This is a genomic window from Algoriphagus sp. 10J20-15 (assembly GCF_055809615.1).
This window is the reverse complement of record NZ_JBVVUG010000045.1, coordinates 48,852-69,641: the sequence shown is the minus strand read 5'-3', so window position 1 is coordinate 69,641 and position 20,790 is coordinate 48,852. Positions and strand designations below refer to the sequence as shown.

21 protein-coding genes are annotated in these 20,790 nt (G+C 40.0%); 10 read left to right on the top strand and 11 right to left on the bottom strand.

Annotated features, from left to right (window positions below; all coding sequences use genetic code 11):
- Window positions 1-40 precede the first annotated feature (40 nt).
- Complete coding sequence (locus AC0L6R_RS20020) at window positions 41-826, top strand: ThuA domain-containing protein (protein ID WP_473272830.1); 786 nt, start codon at window positions 41-43, stop codon at window positions 824-826.
- Window positions 729-3,479: a PQQ-dependent sugar dehydrogenase gene (locus tag AC0L6R_RS20015; protein WP_473272829.1), complete on the top strand. Its 2,751-nt coding sequence runs from the start codon at window positions 729-731 to the stop codon at window positions 3,477-3,479. The genes AC0L6R_RS20020 and AC0L6R_RS20015 overlap by 98 nt, the downstream gene beginning before the upstream one ends.
- A 129-nt stretch (window positions 3,480-3,608) precedes the next feature.
- Here the strand turns inward: AC0L6R_RS20015 and AC0L6R_RS20010 are convergent, their stop codons facing one another.
- The 3 genes from AC0L6R_RS20010 to AC0L6R_RS20000 form a co-directional block, all read right to left on the bottom strand.
- Window positions 3,609-3,965, bottom strand: a complete 357-nt coding sequence (locus tag AC0L6R_RS20010; protein WP_473272828.1) for a hypothetical protein — start codon at window positions 3,963-3,965, stop codon at window positions 3,609-3,611.
- Between the two features lie 70 nt (window positions 3,966-4,035).
- Entirely contained in the window at window positions 4,036-4,782 is a 747-nt protein-coding gene (locus tag AC0L6R_RS20005; RefSeq protein ID WP_473272827.1) for an NIPSNAP family protein, read from the bottom strand.
- Between the two features lie 79 nt (window positions 4,783-4,861).
- Complete coding sequence (locus tag AC0L6R_RS20000) at window positions 4,862-5,224, bottom strand: transmembrane 220 family protein (RefSeq protein ID WP_283411550.1); 363 nt, start codon at window positions 5,222-5,224, stop codon at window positions 4,862-4,864.
- A 179-nt stretch (window positions 5,225-5,403) separates the two neighbouring features.
- Between AC0L6R_RS20000 and AC0L6R_RS19995 the strand changes: the two genes are divergently transcribed.
- Window positions 5,404-7,005 (top strand): mechanosensitive ion channel family protein, encoded by a 1,602-nt coding sequence (locus tag AC0L6R_RS19995; RefSeq protein ID WP_473272826.1) that lies wholly within the window; start codon window positions 5,404-5,406, stop codon window positions 7,003-7,005.
- A gap of 481 nt (window positions 7,006-7,486) precedes the next feature.
- Here the strand turns inward: AC0L6R_RS19995 and AC0L6R_RS19990 are convergent, their stop codons facing one another.
- The 7 genes from AC0L6R_RS19990 to AC0L6R_RS19960 form a co-directional block, all read right to left on the bottom strand.
- Window positions 7,487-8,506: an SMP-30/gluconolactonase/LRE family protein gene (locus AC0L6R_RS19990; protein ID WP_473272825.1), complete on the bottom strand. Its 1,020-nt coding sequence runs from the start codon at window positions 8,504-8,506 to the stop codon at window positions 7,487-7,489.
- Between the two features lie 173 nt (window positions 8,507-8,679).
- The gene (locus tag AC0L6R_RS19985; protein WP_473272824.1) at window positions 8,680-9,051 is read right to left on the bottom strand and encodes a sulfatase/phosphatase domain-containing protein; all 372 of its coding nucleotides are present in this window, start codon (window positions 9,049-9,051) and stop codon (window positions 8,680-8,682) included.
- 46 nt (window positions 9,052-9,097) lie between these two features.
- A complete protein-coding gene (locus AC0L6R_RS19980; protein ID WP_473272823.1) occupies window positions 9,098-9,310 on the bottom strand; it encodes a sulfatase-like hydrolase/transferase in 213 nt (70 codons plus the stop codon).
- Window positions 9,279-9,698, bottom strand: a complete 420-nt coding sequence (locus tag AC0L6R_RS19975; protein WP_473272822.1) for a hypothetical protein — start codon at window positions 9,696-9,698, stop codon at window positions 9,279-9,281. Before AC0L6R_RS19975 ends, AC0L6R_RS19980 begins: the two co-directional genes overlap by 32 nt.
- Window positions 9,655-10,170: a sulfatase-like hydrolase/transferase gene (locus AC0L6R_RS19970; protein ID WP_473272821.1), complete on the bottom strand. Its 516-nt coding sequence runs from the start codon at window positions 10,168-10,170 to the stop codon at window positions 9,655-9,657. Before AC0L6R_RS19970 ends, AC0L6R_RS19975 begins: the two co-directional genes overlap by 44 nt.
- 28 nt (window positions 10,171-10,198) lie before the next feature.
- Entirely contained in the window at window positions 10,199-10,438 is a 240-nt protein-coding gene (locus tag AC0L6R_RS19965) for a hypothetical protein (RefSeq protein WP_473272820.1), read from the bottom strand.
- Window positions 10,401-11,474 (bottom strand): sugar isomerase, encoded by a 1,074-nt coding sequence (locus AC0L6R_RS19960; RefSeq protein ID WP_473272819.1) that lies wholly within the window; start codon window positions 11,472-11,474, stop codon window positions 10,401-10,403. Before AC0L6R_RS19960 ends, AC0L6R_RS19965 begins: the two co-directional genes overlap by 38 nt.
- A gap of 763 nt (window positions 11,475-12,237) precedes the next feature.
- On the opposite strand from AC0L6R_RS19960, the gene AC0L6R_RS19955 reads away from it, so the two are divergent.
- The 7 genes from AC0L6R_RS19955 (at window position 12,238) to AC0L6R_RS19925 (ending at window position 19,480) form a co-directional block, all read left to right on the top strand.
- Window positions 12,238-14,358 (top strand): bifunctional aldolase/short-chain dehydrogenase, encoded by a 2,121-nt coding sequence (locus AC0L6R_RS19955; RefSeq protein ID WP_473272818.1) that lies wholly within the window; start codon window positions 12,238-12,240, stop codon window positions 14,356-14,358.
- Window positions 14,359-14,415: 57 nt separating this feature from the next.
- Window positions 14,416-15,450, top strand: a complete 1,035-nt coding sequence (locus AC0L6R_RS19950; RefSeq protein WP_473272817.1) for a GntR family transcriptional regulator — start codon at window positions 14,416-14,418, stop codon at window positions 15,448-15,450.
- Window positions 15,451-15,569: 119 nt separating this feature from the next.
- Entirely contained in the window at window positions 15,570-16,118 is a 549-nt protein-coding gene (locus tag AC0L6R_RS19945) for an FGGY family carbohydrate kinase (protein ID WP_473272816.1), read from the top strand.
- 55 nt (window positions 16,119-16,173) lie between these two features.
- Window positions 16,174-16,788, top strand: a complete 615-nt coding sequence (locus AC0L6R_RS19940) for a hypothetical protein (protein ID WP_473272815.1) — start codon at window positions 16,174-16,176, stop codon at window positions 16,786-16,788.
- A 21-nt stretch (window positions 16,789-16,809) separates the two neighbouring features.
- Window positions 16,810-17,568, top strand: a complete 759-nt coding sequence (locus AC0L6R_RS19935; RefSeq protein ID WP_283411558.1) for a (Fe-S)-binding protein — start codon at window positions 16,810-16,812, stop codon at window positions 17,566-17,568.
- Window positions 17,565-18,923: a lactate utilization protein B gene (locus AC0L6R_RS19930; protein ID WP_283411559.1), complete on the top strand. Its 1,359-nt coding sequence runs from the start codon at window positions 17,565-17,567 to the stop codon at window positions 18,921-18,923. Before AC0L6R_RS19935 ends, AC0L6R_RS19930 begins: the two co-directional genes overlap by 4 nt.
- Entirely contained in the window at window positions 18,920-19,480 is a 561-nt protein-coding gene (locus AC0L6R_RS19925) for a LutC/YkgG family protein (protein ID WP_283411560.1), read from the top strand. Before AC0L6R_RS19930 ends, AC0L6R_RS19925 begins: the two co-directional genes overlap by 4 nt.
- On the opposite strand, the gene AC0L6R_RS19920 is transcribed toward AC0L6R_RS19925, so the two are convergent.
- Entirely contained in the window at window positions 19,477-20,784 is a 1,308-nt protein-coding gene (locus AC0L6R_RS19920) for a sensor histidine kinase (protein WP_473272814.1), read from the bottom strand. The two genes, AC0L6R_RS19925 and AC0L6R_RS19920, sit on opposite strands and share 4 nt — an antisense overlap.
- Window positions 20,785-20,790: the final 6 nt, after the last annotated feature.

Below are 20,790 nucleotides of genomic sequence, written 5' to 3'. Positions count from 1 at the left end.
AATGAGAATATTTGCCTATTATCCTAATAACATTAAACCTATGAATTTCCCAAAAAACCTAAGAAGCATACTGCTGCTTGGAATGATAGCGAGCGTAGGTTTCTGGAGCTGTAATTCTCGCTCTGGAAAACCAAAAGTGCTCGTCTTTAGCAAAACCGCAGGTTACTATCACGCCTCTATTCCCCAAGGAGTAGCAGCTATTCAAAAGCTTGGCGCGGAGAATGATTTTGAGGTGGATACGACCACTCAGTCAGAAATATTCACCGAAGAAAATTTAGCTCAATATTCAGCTGTCATCTTTTTAAGCACAACAGGAGATGTATTGAACAACTACCAAGAGGCCGATTTCGAAAGGTATATTCAAGCAGGTGGTGGATTCGTTGGTATCCATGCTGCCGCAGACACCGAGTATGGTTGGGGCTGGTACGGGAGATTAGTAGGGGGATATTTCGCTGACCATCCTGGCATCAATGATCCACATCCTAACGTTCAACCTGGCGAAATAACGTTGGAGGACAAAAGTCATTCTTCTACTTCCTTTCTCCCTAGCCCTTGGTCAAGAACTGACGAATGGTACAGCTATAAAAACCTGAATCCTGAGGTCAATGTGCTTTTGAGTCTGGATGAAGATTCTTACAAAGGTGGTATGGATATGGGTGAGCACCCTATCGCTTGGTATCATGATTATGATGGAGGAAGAGCTTTCTATACTGGAGGCGGACACACGGATGAGTCATACTCGAGAGGAGCTTTACCTGAAGCATGTGCTGGCAGGCATACAGTATGCCATCGGAAAAAATGCAGAATTGGATTACTCAAAAGCTAAGAGCAAAAGAGTCCCAGAGGAAAATAGATTTTCTAAAACTTCTCTGGTAGGACCAGAATTTACTGAGCCTACAGAAATGACCATTCTTCCAAATTTGGATATCCTTGTCGCTCAAAGAAGAGGAGAAATCTTATTTTTTAACAACGAAACTGAAGAGCTTTCAGAAGTGGCTAAGCTTAACGTTTACTGGAAAACTGATGTAAAAGGAGTTAACGCAGAAGAAGGCTTAATGGGAATTCAAAAAGACCCTAATTATGCTGATAATGGATATGTGTTTGTTTACTACTCACCAGTTGGAGACGAAGAAATCAATAGACTTTCCAGGTTTACTTTCAAAAATAACACCTGGGATATGAGCTCTGAGGTGGTGATCATGGATATTCACTCGGATCGGGATATCTGTTGTCACACTGGAGGTTCCATAGCTTTTGATAAAGAAGGGAACTTATACCTCTCTTTAGGAGACAATTCCACACCATTCAATCAGCCTGATTCTGAGTTCAGAAACAATGGTTTTGCACCTTTAGATCAGAGACCTGGATTTGAGCAATATGACGCGAGTAGATCTTCCGGCGATGCCAATGACCTTAGAGGAAAAATCCTACGGATTAAAGTAAATGAAGATGGTTCTTACGACATTCCCGAAGGAAACCTTTACCCTGTTGGAACTGAAGGCACTAGACCTGAGATATATGTACAAGGAAAGAGAAATCCTTATAGAATTTCCATAGATCAGAAAAACGGCTTTTTATACTGGGGGGAAGTTGGCCCAGATGCAAATGAAGATATGTTCGAAACCCGGGGACCACGAGGTTATGATGAGGTAAACCAAGCTAGAGAGGCAGGTAATTTTGGCTGGCCTTTCTTTGTAGGGAATAATTATCCTTACCGGGAATATGACTATGTCACAGGGGAATCAGGAGCCGCATTTGATCCTAAGGCACCTACCAACACCTCAATTAATAATACCGGAAAAAAGGATTTACCATCGCTGGCGCCTGCCTTTATTTGGTATCCATACGGGGAATCTAAAGAATTTCCACAGTTAGGGACTGGAGGAAGAAATGCAATGGCCGGCCCAGTTTACTACAGTGACATGTACACAGCGGATACTAAACTGCCAGACTATTTTGATTCCAAGGTGTTTATCTATGATTGGATCAGAGGATGGATAAAAGTAGTAACCCTAAAAGAAAATGGGGATTATGATAAGATGGAAGCATTCATGCCTAGCACCAAATTCAATTCTATCATCGATATGGAAATGGGGCCTGACGGTAGAATTTATATCTTGGAATATGGCAATGGTTGGTTTTCAAAAAACCCAGATTCAGGTCTTTCAAGAATTGACTTCAATGGCGGAAATAGAGCTCCAATTGTAACTCAAATCTCCGCTGACAAAACCTCAGGAACGAACCCTTTGACTGTCACTTTCACCACCAAAGCTTCCGATCCTGAAAATGATCCTTTGACTTATATCTGGGATTTAGGCAATGGACAAACTGTAACAACAGATGTACCTACACTTAAGCATACATTTGATGCTATCGGAGAATACGAAGTGACAGTTACTGCCAAAGACCCTAGTGGATTGACAGGAACTAGCGGAATGGAAAGCATTTATTCTGGAAATGTTGCTCCTGAGGTCTCTATTAGCATTGATGGAAATCAATCCTTCTATTTCCCTGAAAAAGTGGCTTACAGCGTAAGTGTGAAAGATGCCGATAATCCTACAGCATCGTCCGATATGAGTACGCTTTACGTATCCGCGGACTACATAGAAGGATTGGATCAGGCAGAATCAGATATGGGTCATAAAGTAATGACTGAAGCTATGATGGGTAAATCACTCTTCACTACTTTGACCTGTAAGACTTGTCACAAAGAAGCAGAGGCTTCTGTGGGACCAGCCTACATCGATGTGGCTGAAAAGTACACCCAAAAAGATGCTGATTACTTGAAAAATAAAATCAAAAACGGTGGTGGTGGTGTCTGGGGAGAAGTAGCTATGCCTGCAAATCCAGACATGAAAGAATCTGATCTTAATGCCTTGGTAGCTTATATTCTCTCCCTAGATCAAGTGACTACGCCTTCACTTCCAGCTTCTGGAACTGTAGATGCCACTGCCGGCAAGGAAGCAACGCCAACAGGAGTATTGATGCTGAATGCATCATATACTGATCAGGGAGGAGACAACATAAAACCCCTTTCAGGTTCTCAAACAGTATTTCTGAAAAGCAATACGATAGATCTTGGCAAAGCTGAAGAACTAATGGGTGGATATGCAGTCAATAGTTACGAAGGAGCAAACTTCCTGACAGTTCCTAAAGAAGATGGATCAGCTCTTATCACAACAGTAGATTTGACTGATGTTGCTTCAGTAACTCTGAACACATTTACAATGGGCGCGCTAACGGGTACGTATGATTTTGAGTTAAGACTAGACAGTCCTTCCGGAGATCTAGTAGGCAAAGGAACCTTCAGTCCAAAAGCATCCACCACAGGAGGAGCACCAATTCAAGGTTCGCTGACTATTCCTTTCACTGGAAATGCTGATGGGAAAATGCACAAGGTATATTTGATTTCAACACCAAAAAATCCTGGCGAAGAAGGAAGGTTTGTAATTCGATCTTTCACTTTCAACGCTAAATAAAGTAACCATGAATAAAGCAAAAGACCCATGCAGTAATCTCTGCATGGGTCTTTTTGTTTTCATTCACCTGGCGCTAAGAGCGTAGACCAGCTACCTTAGGAAGTATGAAATTTTCATAAAAAACGGGATTTAGTCAAATTGACATCTAGAATCTTCTGGCTGCCAGACTATTTTTGAATCCCCCAAATCTGCAAATGTATATTCTCCTTCGATTTGATTACCTCCACAATCCAATAGCAGTAAAGCCCAATTAGCCAAAGGATGGCAATTTCCTGAGTAGAAAACAGTCTCTCCCTCAAAAGTAGCCTGAGCAAGGTAACTGTATTCAGAACTTGAACCAGATTCCGCTGCCTGTTTGATTGCATTGAGCCAAGCCAAATCTTCTACTGGATTAATAACGCCACAAACCATGACAGGATCTCGGTCTTCACTGCAAGCAAAAGAAAAGAGCAAACAGCAGTAAATCGGGTAAATTAACTTTTTCATTGAAGTAGATTTAGTCAAAAAAGAAGTTAAACCCAAAACGAAGCCATCAGCCAATACGCTACTTTTTCGCCTATTTTATCGGTGAAAAAGGAAGGGTTTTATAGAAAATAGCATCTACTTTCTCTACAATCTTCCCGTCAGCTTCAGATAGCTCCTTTGCCTTTACCCAAGCTGGGTCTTTGGCAAAGTTTTGAAAATTAGCTTCAAAAGATGCTTGATTTTTGTCACCCAATAAATAAACCAATTTAGGTTGACTGCCATCTTTTTCAACTGTTACCCAATAGGGATAGTTTTTCAACCCTTGCTTCGCAAACAATTCCTGAGTGTGGTCTTTAAATCTAGTTAGTAGATTATCAAGCCTTCCATCAAAACAAGTATAGGTTCTCATCTGAAAAATCCCACTAGCCTGCGGGAGTGGGAAATCATTCAATCCTGGAGCAAGTTTCATGAATGTTTGATCCACACCTTTTACCAATGCTCCGTTTACCCTTGATTCCTCAAACACTTTTTGCCACACTGGATCATTCATAAATTTACCCCACATCACATCTCTTGACTTCTCATCCGGATAGCCAAGAATGTAGGTCAGTGAATTATCCTCATTATCAATTGGTAGAAAATAGATGATATTTTCCATCCCACTTTTCTCGAAAAGCGAAAGTGTATGCTCTTGAAAACGCTTGATCAAATCAGGAAGCTTTCCTTCATGGGCATAATACTTTCTTATCTCGAAATAAGTCGAAGTGTCACTCAACTTCTGTGCATAGCCTGCGAAGGCAAAAAGCATTGCAATCATACTGAAGATAATTTTTTTCATGAGTTTTGATTTTGAGAATAAAAACGGCGGATTTGCTGACTTATTCAAATGAAAATTAAGCTATTGAAGAAGATAAAGCCTATTTCCTCCAAGATTTCCAGATTGCTGGAAACAACGCAACTAGAATAATTAATAAACCGAAAGTCTCTCTTGATTCTTCCATTGACTGAGTTTTCATACTTAGGTTATGTTGCTCCACTTCTTCAGAAATCCAACCTCCCACATCGCCTTGCCAATAATAAATAGCGCCAATAACACACGCTATTGCAAGAATTGTCAACGGGATTTTAGGGAAAATTCCCCTCACCCCCAACAAACAAAATATAATCGCTACTCCATAAATACTCACCCAAATCTCAGGATCAGGGTCGTTGAACTGCCAATAAGCAAAGAGTGAGAAAATAACAATCCAGATAGCAAAATAGATTTTGTTAAACTTCATAATATTTCAAGGGTTGGTTCATAACTACAGAAAGCAAAGAATTTTATTTAAATTGAAATGCTAACAATTGCCCAAATTACCGCTCTTAATTTTGGCAAACAAGGCATTATTTAAAGCTATTTATGACGTTCAATTTCATTTTAACTAGAGGAATTAAATTAATACTATTTTTCTACCTCATGTATTTTAGTTTTTGTTATGCTGTCAATGCAGCTCAAGAAACTAGTCCGACTACTGCTCCCGAAATAAGTGCAGATACTACTGTAAAAGTGGAAAAAAGCCCGGTTGTCTTTTTTAGTGACACCCTCTATTTCATTTCTGCCAAGCTAGGTCCCTACTCTGCTGCTGAGCGAGCCCTAAATCAAAGTAAAAGGCTGGAAGCACTTATTGAAAATGATGAATTTGATACCTTATTACTCTCCACTTCTGAAGACGTGGTAGCGGTCGAAATACTGCATGGTGAACAAGTCATTGGAAGTATTACCCAAGCAGATGCGGACCTGTCCAACAAAAGTAAGTCTGAGCTAGCTGAAGACTATATTGCAGCTATAAAAATCAGTTTTGCAACGCATAATGACCAGCAAAGTCTAATTACAAATCTCACGAGAACAGGGCTTTTAATCGGGATTTTCTTAGTTCTTATAATCCTTGTCAAATTCATCAATAAGGGATTCAATAAGCTAATCGATTACATCTTACGCAAATGGCATAAATATTTTAAAGGCATAAAAATCAAAGACATAGAAATCCTTTCTGGAGAAAGGCAAGAGAAGTTGTTTTTCTTGGGTATGCGAGTGGTGAAGCTCATCCTTATCATCTTGCTCTTATACCTTTCCCTGCCTATCATTTTCAGCATTTTTCCTGCGACAAAGGGGCTGGCTACTACCCTACTTTATTATATCACCTCACCAGTGAAATTAATTTTGCTAGGTTTTATAGGTTTCATTCCAGAATTATTCATGATTCTCGTCGTGATTTTTATCACGTACTACATCACCAAAGGAATCAATTTTATCTCCTTAGAAGTTGAGAGAGAAACGCTATCAATCCCTGGATTCTACCCTGAGTGGGCAAAGCCGACATTTAATCTATTTAAGATTATTGTCATGGCTTTTGCCTTCATCGTCATCTTTAATTATTTACCTTTTTCTGATTCTCCTGCTTTCCAAGGAGTCAGTGTATTCCTGGGTTTATTAATTTCTCTGGGATCTTCATCAGCTATCAGCAATATCATAGCAGGCTTAGTGATCATATACATGAGGGCTTTTAAGCTTGGGGATCGTGTAAAAATCGGAGATACTACAGGTGATGTGATTGAAAAAACTATGCTGGTTACCAGACTACGTACGATTAAAAATGAAGAGGTCACTATTCCAAATGCCTCGATTTTAGCAGGAAAAACCATCAACTACTCTGTGGAGTCCAATGGACCAGGTCTGATTCTGCACTCTACTGTAACTATTGGATATGATGTTCCATGGCGCAAAGTGCATGAATTACTTATTTCAGCAGCAATGAAAACAGACATGATCCTAAAGGCCCCATCTCCCTTCGTTTTGCAAACTAGCCTAGACGATTTCTATGTGAGTTATCAAATCAATGCCTATACCACTACTCCACAAAAAGCGGCAGTGATCTATTCTGACCTGCACTCATTTATTCAGGATGCGTTTAGTGAAGCGGGTGTAGAAATAATGTCTCCCCATTATCGTGCTTCACGGGAAGGCAACGAACTCACAATTCCTCCAATCTATATTCCTGACGAAAAAAATTCTAACTAAGACATACATAAGTAAAACAAAAAGGGAAACCCTCTTGCGAACGCTTCCCTTTCTCCTACTCTAACCATAGTTAGCGTTAAGAGCCAAGCTACTGTTAAAAGACTTGTCATCCAGTTGCCCAGATTAATAATAATGATTTCTATGCTCAGTCTTCTACACCTTTCGGTTTCGAAAATTTCAATAAACACTTTTGTGGTAAACCATCTCAGACAAAATCCCGGAGGACATTGACATTTCATGCAAATTTGAGAGCTTTCAATCCTTATCCGAGATCGTATTCCCGGTCTTTTTATCTCTTACTTGGTTTAATAAATATCTCCTTAAATTCGCCCAAAGACAACTTTTAGGCTAGTTAGTTTCCCACCATCTTTCCACCAAATTATATTCTAAACAAACAGACTTATCAACCTTAATTAGATGGTTATCAACTTTTTAATCACATCAATTAGAGATATATCATATATCTGCCAATAACTTGTTCTTATTTCATCTTGATTCTCATGAGAAACGCATCGGCAGTCATGTACAAATAATTCTCATCACTGTCAAAAGCACAATTTGCAGTGCCTTGCCCTGTCTTGATGGTACCTAAATGCTTCCCCTCAGGACTGATTACTAAAATACCTCCTGAACCTGAGGCAAACAAAGTCCCCGAACTGTGCACGGCCAGACCATCCGGTAATCCCGGATTCTCACTACCAATAAGCACTGTAGCATCCAGCAATATATTTCCCCCTAGGATATCTCCATTTTCCCCCAAATCAAAAGCATAATACCTTGCTTTTTCGGGATCAGATTGCGCGATGTATAAGGTGCTCTCGTCAGGACTTAACCCAATCCCATTTGGCCTACTCAACGTATCCAAAAGCAGGTTTAAACTCCCATCAGGATCTAATCTATACACCCCTTGAAAATCCAATTCCTTAGTATTCCATGGGTCCAAACCATAAGGAGGATCATTGAAAAACAGCTGTCCAGATTTGTTAAATACTAAGTCATTTGGACTATTGAACTTTTTTCCTTCATAAGTAGAAGCAAGCGCTATAAAATCAGGTTTTGGATCAGAAAGAGAAGCATTCATTCTTGCTACCCTTCGTTCTCCGTGCTGGCAGATTATCAATTGTCCGGATGCATTCAATGCCAAACCATTGGATCCCGGTTCTTTCTTATTGGTCTCTGTTCCCAAATATCCAGAAGGCTCCAGAAATAAGCTTAAGCTATCCTTCTCCGTCCACTTCCAGATTTTATTGGTTGGCACATCTGAGAAGATTAATGCGTTTTGATCTTCCAACCATAGTGGCCCTTCTGACCATTCAAAGCCAGAAGCTATCACCTCTATCTTAGCATCCTCAGGCAAGAAAATACTCAAATCCGGGTCCAATCGTTCGATAGAACCAACAGATTGAAATTCGAAATCTTCATCTTCAATGTTAGATGATGTATTTGGATTAGCACATGCCGATAGTAGAATTAGTAATAAAAAGAGTTTTGAGTTTTTCATTTGGTTTTAGGCAGAGTTACTTGCTAATAATGAGTTAATTAATCGGGAAAAAAAGTATCAAAACATTTAAATATCATCAAGATGATGCTTCCTAAAATAACCTATCCTTCGGGATTTTAAGGAGTAGGCAAAAAAGTGAAGATAAATCTTAGCCTTTTCCTCATGAAACCAATTTATTTTGCAGCCTGCCGTTCGGAAGGAAGTAAACTGAAAATAGGATTTTCTGTATGTGATGAATTCATCAAAGCTTCCATCTCCTTAACTTTTTCGGGATTTTCTGCAGCAATATTATGTTCTTCTCTCCCAGGTCGTACGCTTAAATCATATAATTCAATCTTTGGCATGTCGCTACCAAAAACCTGAAGCTTCACAGCCTTCCACTTGCCCTGCCTTACCGCCTGCTTACCACCTTGCTCATGAAATTCCCAATATAAATACTCATGTACTTTCTGATCTTTTTGCTCCAACATAGAAGGTAAAAAAGAAATCCCGTCTATGTTAGTTGGAATTTCAGCACCAGCTACATCAGCAAATGTTGGTAGCAAATCCCAAAATGCTGATATGTGGTCACTTTTCGAACCCGCTTTGATCTTACCTGGCCCACCAGGCAATCATCGGCGTACGGACTCCACCTTCGTATAAGTCACGCTTATGTCCTCTGAAGGGTCCGTTGCTATCGAAAAAGACTGGATCAGCTCCTCCTTCTTGGTGCGCACCATTATCAGAAGCAAAGATAATCAATGTGTTTTCTGCAATTCCTAGTTCATCCAGCTTAGCCAGCACCTCTCCAACGTAAACATCCATTCGTTCTACCATAGCTGCAAATGCAGCCATGTGGCGTAGGGTGGGATTGGTAAGCAGTGATGTTGATGTCAGGACCATATTCTGTACCCTTTCCAGCTGGATGGGGTTTTTCATCACCAAATTTTGCTTTGTATTTCTCGATAATTTCATCATCCGGAGCAGCTAATTCAGCATGTGGCATAACGATAGGCATAAACAAGAAGAAAGGATTATCCTTGTTGTTTTCCAAAAATGTAATCGTCTCTTTCTGAATCACATCTGGTGCATATACCGTCTTATCGACCCAGCCATTTCCCTCCAAAACAATTTTGTCGCTATTATGCCATAAGTGCGCAGGATAATATCTATGAGCAGTATCTCCGACAATTATATCCGTAAAACTCCTCAAAACCTTGCTGATTTGGATCCCCAGTGGTTCCTACAAAGCCTAGCCCCCATTTCCCAAAAGCTCCTGTTTTGTAACCAGCATTTTCCAACACTTTAGCGACGGTTGGAATAGAATCAGGCATAGGATATTGCCCCTCCGGCTGTACTTCACGATTGCCACGAATAGGCGTATGCCCCGTATGTAATCCTGTCAAAAAAGAGGATCTGGAAGGAGCACAAACAGTTGCTCCAGAATAATGATTAGTAAAAAACATGCCCTCCTTAGCCAGACGATCAATATTTGGAGTTTCTATGTATTCTTGACCAAGAAAACCCAAATCTCCATAACCTAAGTCATCTGCGAGGATAAAAATTATATTAGTCTTTTTTTCTACTTCAGCTATTGCGTTCTCCTTTTTCGAATCACAACTAGTAAAGCCAAGAAATGCAAAAGTAACCAGTAAGGATAGGGGTAAATATTTTCGTATTAACATGCCCCAAGATAACAAGAAATGTAGCGGCTTAAAATAAGTAGCTGTATGATTTTGCTCCGCGTTCCTGCACCAATTTATTGCGAATCATCAGGATTCTATACGCTTCTAAAGGCTCAGCAACTCCCCCAGACCGAAGTCTCGCCTCGCAAACCAAGGACCTCACATCAGTCAAGTACGCCATTTGCAAAATCTCCTGAGCTTCTGAACCCTGCCCCTTTTTCTGAAACTCATTAAGCTTTTCCCGGTACCATGAGCAGCGCTTTTGCATAGGCAATTGTAATAGCTTCCAACGCTTGAATCAAATCGACCAAGGGATCTTGAGTATTATAGCTGGCATCTATCATCCAGGAAATACTTTCCCAAGCCTGTGCTCCATCCAGGTCTCCACTTATTAGTTCAGTAAAAATCAAAAAAAGCTGATACGGCTTGATACTACTAGGATTCATATCATCCTCTCCATACTTACTATCATTGAAATGAAATCCTCCAAGGAGGTTTTGATACATTAGCGTAGCTACAATCTGTTCAATATTAGTTTTTGGAAGATGGTAGCCTAGATCCACCAGCGCTTTGGCCCTTGATCCTAATCGTTTGGCCAGCATACAGGAAGTCCCCCAGTCAGGGACCACGGTATGGTAGCAATTAGGCTCATAGGGCTTGTACTCTAGCATCAGATCCCAGTCTGAAGGCATGATTTCATATATTTCACGGAGAGACTCTTCAGTCCAAGCTAGAGTATTTCTGAAATTCGACTGACCTGGAAAATTACTTCCATCAGCCATCCAAACGGTCAACCCTTTGCTTCCCAGCTTTTTGCCAATGCTAATTACCTCTTCGTTGTGAGCAATAGCTTCTTGCCGGATTGTTTTGTCAGGATTCCCTAAAGAACCTAAAGCGGCGTATTTCTGCTTGTTTTCATCCTGAGAACTTGTACTATTCATGGAATCAAATACCAAATCCAGATCAACAGCCAATTCTTTGGACTCCTGGTAATCCTCAGGCGTATCCCATGGTATATAAACAGATATTGAATTCGTTTTTCTAGTCAACTGCTGCAATAAGCCAACATCCTCCAACTTTTCATTTAAGTTTCGAGGCTCCCCTCCTGTTCTATGCATTTTTGCTCCTGCTCTACCGTTTCCCAACGCTGCACTTGGAATGGCTATTTGAAACTTTTGAATCTTCAGGATAATATCGTCAAAATCTAAGCGCTGATTTGAGAGTCGATCTCTCAATAAATCTACTGATCTGTAATGAAAATTAGTGGTAGAAAAAGATGCTATTTGGTCTTCAGTTATTTTCATAAAATAGGTGGCAGTGTAACTTTTTTACTCATTTTGTTCATAAAAAGGCCAAAATCAAGAAGAGAGGCCTTTCTTCGACTTGTACAATCAGATTAAGATATAAGGTTATTTCACATTCAATTTTTTGCTTTAACGTGTGAGAATAGCTGTTTTCTCCTTCCGGCCCAACTGTTACTTTGGTAGGTAAAACACCCAAAACGAGTACGAGTCAGCTTTTATAACAGATTTAAGAACTTGCTATTAGTGTATTCCCAACTCAGGTTTTTTGGGGAAAAATCATTGATATCTATTCCTATCCCAGTAAGCTGTTGGAATTTGTCCTAGTGATGAAGTATCAAATTGGTCGCCAAAAAAAAGTCCACAAAATCATTTAACTCCATATAAAAATAGAAGTCTACCCTCTGAAACAAATTGAATTTCGCATTCTGCGTACACTCTTCCCCTATGATCTTTATAGATTTTGGATTATACTTTTTAAATTTCAGGTATAAAAAATATCCATAAAGAGAACCAAAATTTTAGAAACAAACAGAAGGACGAGAACACCAAATACTACGGCAACCCTGAAATCCGTTTAATTAAAATTAAATTTCGAATAGTTGGGATATTTACAACAATAATATCATCGCATGATCTTTAGCGAAATATTGTAACAACCACAGGCCAAATAATTAGTGTTAATCTTTAGGTATTCAAGACAGCACAGGATACCTGAAGTAATCTTTTCGCCCATATTCACTATCAGAACAATCTGCTAAACGCAATGAGCATAACAACAAAAAACTTTAAGCATGTAAGTTACCTCTGGGATGATGCTGTAGCATCTAAACTTGAGGGAAAGGAAGTTGATCTTCTAATTTATCGTTCAAATATCCTTGGAGCTGATCTAAGAATCACCAATTACGGAGGTGGCAATACCAGCTGCAAAACCTATGAATCTGATCCGCTCACTAACGAAAAAGTAGAGGTAATGTGGGTCAAAGGCTCCGGGGGAGATATTGGGACTCTAACTAAAGCTGGCTTAGCTGGACTTTATGTGGATAAACTACGTGCTTTGAAAGGCATCTATAGAGGACTGGAATTTGAAGATGAAATGGTTGAACTTTTCAACCATTGTATCTATGATCTTAAGTCCAAGGCTCCTTCCATTGATACACCACTTCACGCATTTCTTCCATTCAAGCATATAGATCACCTTCATCCGGACGCAGCTATTGCAATTGCAGCTGCCAAAGATGGGGAGCAAATTACGAAAGACCTTTGGAACGGGCAGATCGCTTGGGTGCCTTGGCAAAAACCGGGCTTTGATTTGGGCTTACAATTGAAACAAGCCCTAGACGAAAACCCTGGGATCCGAGGAATTATGCTTGGTGGCCATGGACTTTTCACATGGGGCGATACTGCCTTCGAATGCTATATCAACAGCTTGGAAGTGATAGAAACTGCTTCGGAATACCTAGCTCAAAATTACGGTAAAACCCGTCCGGTATTTGGAGGTGAAAAAGTAAAATCCCTAGCTCCAGAACAGCGAAAAAGTCAAGCAGCTAAGCTTGCGCCATTGCTTAGAGGCCTAGCTTCTTCAGAAAATCTGATGGTGGGTACCTTTACTGATGCACCGGAAGTCCTTCAGTTTATCAACAGCAACGACCTTAGCAAATTAGCTCCTATGGGAACAAGTTGCCCGGATCACTTTTTGAGAACAAAAATTTCTCCTTTGGTTCTGGATATTGCAGCAGATCAAGACCTTTCTGACCTTACCGCTTTGAAAGAGCAAATCAGTGTGGCATTCCAGTCTTACAGAGAAATGTATGCTGACTACTACGAAAATCATAAGCATTCCAATAGCCCCGCGATGAGGGATCCTAATCCGGTAATTATCATCTGGCCGGGTGTAGGCATGTTTAGCTACGCAAAAAACAAGCAGACAAGTCGTGTCGCTAGTGAATTCTACATCAATGCAATAAATGTAATGCGTGGTGCAGAGGCAGTTTCTCAATACGTTTCTTTGCCCCTACAAGAAGCCTTCAATATTGAATATTGGTTACTCGAAGAAGCAAAACTCCAGAGAATGCCAAAAGAGCAGCCTCTTTCGAGAAAAGTTGCCTTAGTCACAGGAAGTGCAGGAGGAATTGGTTTGGCTATCGTAGAAAAATATATCCAGGAAGGTGCCTGCGTGGTAGTTACTGACATCGATGAAAACAGACTTCAAACCACTGGAGAGGCACTTTTGAAAAAATATGGAAAAGATGCATTTCTAACTGTGAAGCTAGATGTGACTAATCGCGAAAGCTTGGAAGCTGCGATTGAAGCTACTTGTCTTCAGTTTGGAGGAGTGGATATCATGGTGAATAATGCCGGGATTTCTATTAGCAAGTCTTTTGAAGATCACACGGATCAAGACTGGGACAGACTGAATGACATTTTGGTGATGGGTCAATATCACATTTCCAAAGCCGGAGTAAAAATCATGAAGCTTCAGGGTCATGGTGGAGACATAGTAAACATTGCAAGTAAAAATGGCTTGGTGGCCGGTGCAAAAAATGTGGCTTACGGAACCGCCAAAGCAGCACAATTACATATGTCAAGATTGATGGCAGCAGAATTGGCGGAAGACAAAATCAAGGTCAATGTAGTAAATCCGGATGCAGTGATTGAAAACTCAAACATCTGGGAAGGCGGATGGGGTGAAAATCGCGCGAAGGCCTATGGAATAGAAGTGAAAGACTTGCCACAGTTCTATGCAAATCGTACCTTATTGAAAGAAAGTGTGAAAACTAGTGATATCGCCGATGCTGCATTCGTCTTCGTCAGCGGTCAACTTGGGAAGACAACTGGTAATATGTTGAATGTAGATGGCGGATTAGCCGCTGCATTCCCAAGATAGTTTATGAACTAATAAATCCCGATTCCCCCTAGTACCCCAACAATAACCTAAAACGCCATGTTAGTCGATAAATCAGAGAAAATCCACACGGATTCTCGAACCCCCAAGTACATGCAAGTGGTCAATCTAGTTCTAGATGATCTCGATAGTGGTAAACTGAAGATCGGAGATAGAATTCCTTCTATCAATGAAACCAGTTTTGACTTTTTGCTCTCAAGGGATACCGTAGAAAAAGCCTATAATGAACTCCGGGATAGAGGAATTATAACTTCTGTGAGAGGCAAGGGTTTCTATGTTAATTCGACTAACATGGCTAATAAATTAAAGGTGTTGTTGATATTCAATAAGCTGAGTTCGTATAAGAAAATCATCTATTATTCTATTATAGAGACTTTGGGAAATCAAGCGACGGTGGATCTTCAAATCCATCATTATAACCGCACCATTTTCGAAAACTTATTAGAACGAAACCTGGGAAACTACAACTACTATGTTTTAGCGCCGCATTTCTTTGATGACAACAATCATCCGGAAACCTGCTATGACTTGATTCAGCAAATCCCAAAAGATAAGCTTTTGATAATGGACCGTGATGTAAAGAATCATGAAAATGAATTCCCGGGAGTTTATCAGGATTTTGCCAGAGACATATTTGAAGCCCTGGAATCCGGTATTATTCACTTAAGAAAATATTCCAGATTAATTCTGGTGTTTCCTAAAGGAGACATGTACCCTGTAGAGATAATAGATGGTTTTAAACGTTTCTGCTATTTCCACAATTTCAACAATCTCATCCTAGATGGAATCGATGACGAACCTCTGTATGAAGGAGATTCTTTTATCGTCTTAGCTGAAACTGACCTTGCCAACATTGTAAAAAAATCGCGGGAACAACAGTTACAACTAGGAAGCGACATAGGGATTATTTCTTATAATGAGACTCCCCTTAAAGAGATATTAGCAGAAGGAATCACCACCATTTCTACTGATTTTATGCAAATGGGGAATACAATCGCAAACCAAATCCTAGGTGCAGAGGACAGAATCCCTTTGAAAAGTCCATTCAAAATGATCATTCGAAAATCGCTTTGAAAGCGTAGCTATGAGTAAAATTCCAGTAACGGCTGTTTTTGATATCGGCAAGACTAATAAAAAGTTTTTTCTTTTTGATGAAAATTTAACCGAAGTACACAGTTCATATATTCGTCTGGATGCTGATTCCCGATGAAGATGATTTTCCTAGTGAGCCCTTGGCACCACTTGAAGAGTGGATGCTAAAGACCTTTAGGCAGGCGTTGAAATCAGAAGAATATCAGATCAAACGACTCAATTTCTCCTGTCATGGAGCTTCCTTTGTGCATACCGATGAAAAAGGAATTCCCGCAACTCCTCTTTATGACTACCTAAAGCCATTTCCAGATGAACTTCTTAAAAAGTTCTATGAAGAAAATGGCGGGAAAATGAACTTTTGCAGGGCCACATCCTCACCACCCTTAGCCATGCTAAACTCTGGTTTACAGCTGTATTTCATCAAGCACGAAAAACCAGAATTCTTTAAAAGAATCAAATATTCATTTCATTTCCCTCAATACTTAAGTTTCTTATTTACAGGAGAAATGGTATCGGATTACACGAGTATTGGGTGCCATACTGGGCTATGGGATTATGAAGCGAACGATTACCATGCCTGGGTAGATCGGGAAGGAATCAGAAAGTTACTTCCTCCCATAGTACCCTGGAAATACGCTTCTGAAGACTAAACCTGAACTTGGAAATATCCCCTGTGGCATAGGTGTGCATGACTCTTCTTCAGCATTGCTGCCATATATCAAGCAAGAAATAGAACCATTTGCTCTGCTTTCAACAGGTACTTGGGCTATTTGTATCAATCCATTCAACAAAACTAAACTCACCAAAAAAGAGCTTAAGCGGGATTGCCTACAGTTTTTAAGCATCAAAGGTGAACCGATCAAAATATCCAGACTTTTCATAGGTGAGGAGCATAAGTATCAGGTAGAAAAGCTCTATGAATACTTTCAAATGCCACTGGGTACTTACAAAAAATTAAAATTTAATTCTACCCTCTTTGAAAAAGTGAAGGGCTATACAGCTAAGCGAATCCATTTTCAATACCTAAAACCTAAGCATTATGGTTTGGATCAAGCAAAGGAAAATGATTGGTCTGTTTTCGCTGAATTCAATGAAGCCTATTATACGTTTATTCATGAACTAACAGATCTGCAAGCAGCGGCTATTAAATTAGTCACAGACAATGCTCCTGTTGATAGGCTATTCATAGATGGAGGCTTCAATGCAAACGATATTTTTGTGGAGATGCTGCAGATTAAACTACCTGAATTAAAGATCATTCCAAGTGACTTCCCAAATGGATCTGCATTAGGTGCAGCTATGCTGGTTTCAATGGAATAGATGGCTTAATTTACATTTCAAATGAAAAATAACGTACCACATATAGGCCTGTTTATTCCTTGCTACATTGATCAGTTTTATCCCAATGTCGCAATAGCGACGTTAGAATTATTGGAAAAATTAGGCTGTAAAGTAACTTACCCCTTAGGGCAAACATGTTGTGGACAGCCCATGGCTAACTCTGGTTTTGAGGCTGACACAGAAGGCACCACCTCCAAATTTATCAGGGATTTTGCTGCATTCGATTACATCGTTGCTCCTTCAGGAAGCTGTGTTTTGCATGTAAAAGACCATTCACCAAAGATTAATAACCTTCAAAAAAACCAGGAACACGTACAATCAAACATCTATGAACTAAGTGAATTCATCACTGATGTTCTCAAAGTGGATTCTATCAAAGGTAGCTTTCCGCATAAGATTGGCTTTCATGCTTCCTGTCATGGACTTCGAGGATTAAGATTGGCCAGCGATTCTGAAAGAAATGAACCTAAATTCAATAAAACACTGCAACTGATGAGAGATCTGGAGGGAATGGAAGTAGTAGAACTTACCCGCAAAGATGAATGCTGTGGGTTCGGAGGAACTTTCGCTGTAAGCGAAGAAGCCATCTCAGTGCAAATGGGAAAGGATAGACTTGCCGATCATATGGACAAAGGAGTAGAAATCATAGTAGGTGGAGATATGTCCTGTATCATGCACATGAAGGGAATTGCAGCACGGGAACAGGCCCCGATTCAGCTTATGCATTTTGCAGAAATCCTAAACCAAGCCATCTCATGAGTCATCCAGAGAATGCCACGGTTTTTCTGAAAGATAAGGCGCGTGCCAAATGGCATGATGAAACACTCTGGATAGTACGTGAAAAACGTGACGCAACTATACATCAAATTCCCGAATGGGAGAAACTCCGGGAACTAGCTTCTCAAATAAAAGATCACACACTTTCCAAGCTTGATTTTTATCTGGAAGAGCTGGAGAAAAATGCCAGCGCAAATGGGATAAAAGTTCACTGGGCAGAAAATGCTGAGGAACATAATCAGATAGTTGCGAGCATATTAAAAGAAAAAAATTGCAAGGCGATAGTAAAGAGTAAATCTATCCTAACGGAGGAATGTCACTTGAATCCCTACCTGGAGGAGAGAGGCATTGAGGTGGTAGATACTGACTTGGGTGAGCGTATTATCCAATTTCTCAAGCAGCCACCAAGTCATATCGTAATGCCTGCTATTCACTTGAAAAAGTCCGATATCTCGGATATTTTTCACGAAAAACTGCATACTGAAAAAGGAAATGTGGACCCAGTATATCTGACTCATGCTGCCCGACTCCACCTGCGTGAAAAATTCCTCCAAGCCAAAGTGGCCATCACAGGGGTTAATTTCGCAGTTGCAGAGACTGGTGAGTTTGTCGTTTGCACCAATGAAGGTAACGCAGATATGGGTGTTCACTTGGCAGATACACACATTGCCTGCATGGGCATAGAGAAGCTAATCCCCCGCAGAAAAGACCTTGGCGTTTTCCTTAGACTCTTGGCAAGATCTGCCACTGGTCAGTCCATTACCAATTACAACTCGCATTTTAGAAGCCCTTCTCCCGGAAAGGAACTTCATTTGATTTTGGTGAATAATGGTAGGACAAAACAACTTGGAAGGGAGAAATTCAGAAATTCATTAAAATGCATACGCTGCGGAGCATGCATGAATACCTGCCCGATCTATCGTCGAAGTGGCGGATTTAGTTACGGAAGCACAGTTCCTGGACCTATTGGATCTATCCTTTCACCGGGAATAGACCTTAAGAAATACAGTACCTTACCTTTTGCCTCCACGCTTTGCGGAAGCTGCTCAGATGTGTGTCCGGTGAAAATCAACATTCACGAGCAACTCTACGAGTGGCGTCAAGAAATCACCAAAGCTCAAGGATCTTCCCTCAAAGGCCTATCTATGAAATTGGCAAATGGAATATTCAAAAGCCCCCTTGCATATAGGCTTTCAGGGAAAATGATGAGAGCTTCCTTAAAATCCCTTCCTGACAGTATCATTTACAATCCATTAAATGCATGGGGAAAAGGTAGAAATCTACCTGATTTGCCTGAAGAATCATTTAAAGCTTGGTACAAAAAGAATAGATCATGAGTAGTAGAGAATCCATATTGGCAGCTATAAAAGGACTAAAACTGGAAGAGAAACCGCTACCAGATATTCCAGATTTTGAGATTGCCGATGACCTCCTAGCAGCATTTACCAATTCTCTGAATGCTAATAAAGGAACCGTGGCGACCAAGGAAGAGGTTGAAAAATTGATTGAAGAAACTACATTTCTGAAAATTTACAGTGCTTCACCTGCATTTGAGCAATACAGCAATTGCCAAATACCGAAACATCCAGCCGACTTTGCTGACTTGGATCTGGCTATTATTGAAGGGCAATTCGCATCAGCTGAGAACGCAGCTATATGGCTGGATGAGAGTAATTTAGACCTTAGAGCTCTACCTTTTATCACAGCTCATTTAGTGATTGTGATCAAAAAAGAAAATATCCTTGGGAATATGCACCAAGCATATACTAGAATAGGATTGACCAATTCAGGCTTCGGGATATTCATAGCAGGACCATCGAAAACAGCAGATATAGAACAGTCACTCGTAGTTGGTGCTCATGGTGCGATGAGTCTTAGAGTGGTGATTCTCTAAGCAAGCTTTCTAGATAAAGTGAAGCAATTCTTGTAGTCATTACTGCTGGAATACTTCAATTCAAAATTGATTTTATCAGCAATTCTTTTGCATAGCGGCAAGCCAACTCCAGTACCTTTTTCTTTCTTGGTACCGTATGAGGTCCTAGCTCTGAAAACAAATAAATTCTTTTGATCTGCTGCAGAAATCGTAACTCCCTGATTACACACTAACCAACTTAATTTATCTTCACTTATCCTGAGTTTGAGGTAAATAGTGGAATCTACAGGTGCGAATTTAATGGCGTTATCCATCAAGTTTTTTAGGATAATTTTAATCTCGTTTATCTCCAAAGATATATTTCTATCCTCCCCTTCTATTGAAAAATCTATAAGTTGGTTTTTCGCCTGGGCTTGCATTGCCATCATATCCTTCATCTCTTGAGTCAATTCACTCAAACTAATCTTATGAAGCTGTATTGGCGTATCTTCCAATTCTGTCATCACCCAACTTAATGTGTTATTGAGCACCTTATTCAGATGGTAGGTTTGCCCTTTCAAATTGTAAAGGATTTGCTCCATTTCTCCAGGCTCAAACGCATCCTTTTCTATTAGGCCTAGTGTAGTATGAAGCATTCCAATGGGGTTTTTCAAATCATGAGATAGCAACGCAATCAGCCTATTTTTCTGATCATTGAGCATTTTTACTTCTTCTAGGGAACTGTCCTGTCTCTCTTTGATCCGGTGAAGCAGATGACTTTGATTCAAATAGCTTTTTATGAAAAAGTGTATGACGGTAAAAACAAAGGCACTGATCCACAAAATTGCAAGCGTATGGTCAAAAAACTGATTCTCTACTCCATGATAAAAATTCTCTACAATTATGTACCCTTTCACCTCCCCATAAAAAAGTATGAAAAACATGGAAAGTGACCCTAAATACCAAACCACTTTAAGCCAACCCTGAATCAGGAGGGAGGATACCACAAGCATTAAAAAAAAGGCATATATCGTCGGTCCGTCATTCCCATCATTATATATAAAATTGATGCAAATGATTATATGGGCTATTATCAACAGGATATTCACGATCAGCTGCGACCTCCCGTATTTTGAAACTAAGTAATAGGAAATAATGAACGGAAGTGAAAATGCGATTTTAGAGAGATAAATTACGGGGGACATCCCAAGTAAAAAATCTGTGACGCCTAGAATCAATAACAAGTAAAAAGTTATTATGGCGAATATTTTTGCAATCTGTTCCTGGATATAATCAAGATTGGTGACATTCTCCTCAGTCAGCAATAATCCTTTTGTAATCAGCATAAAAAT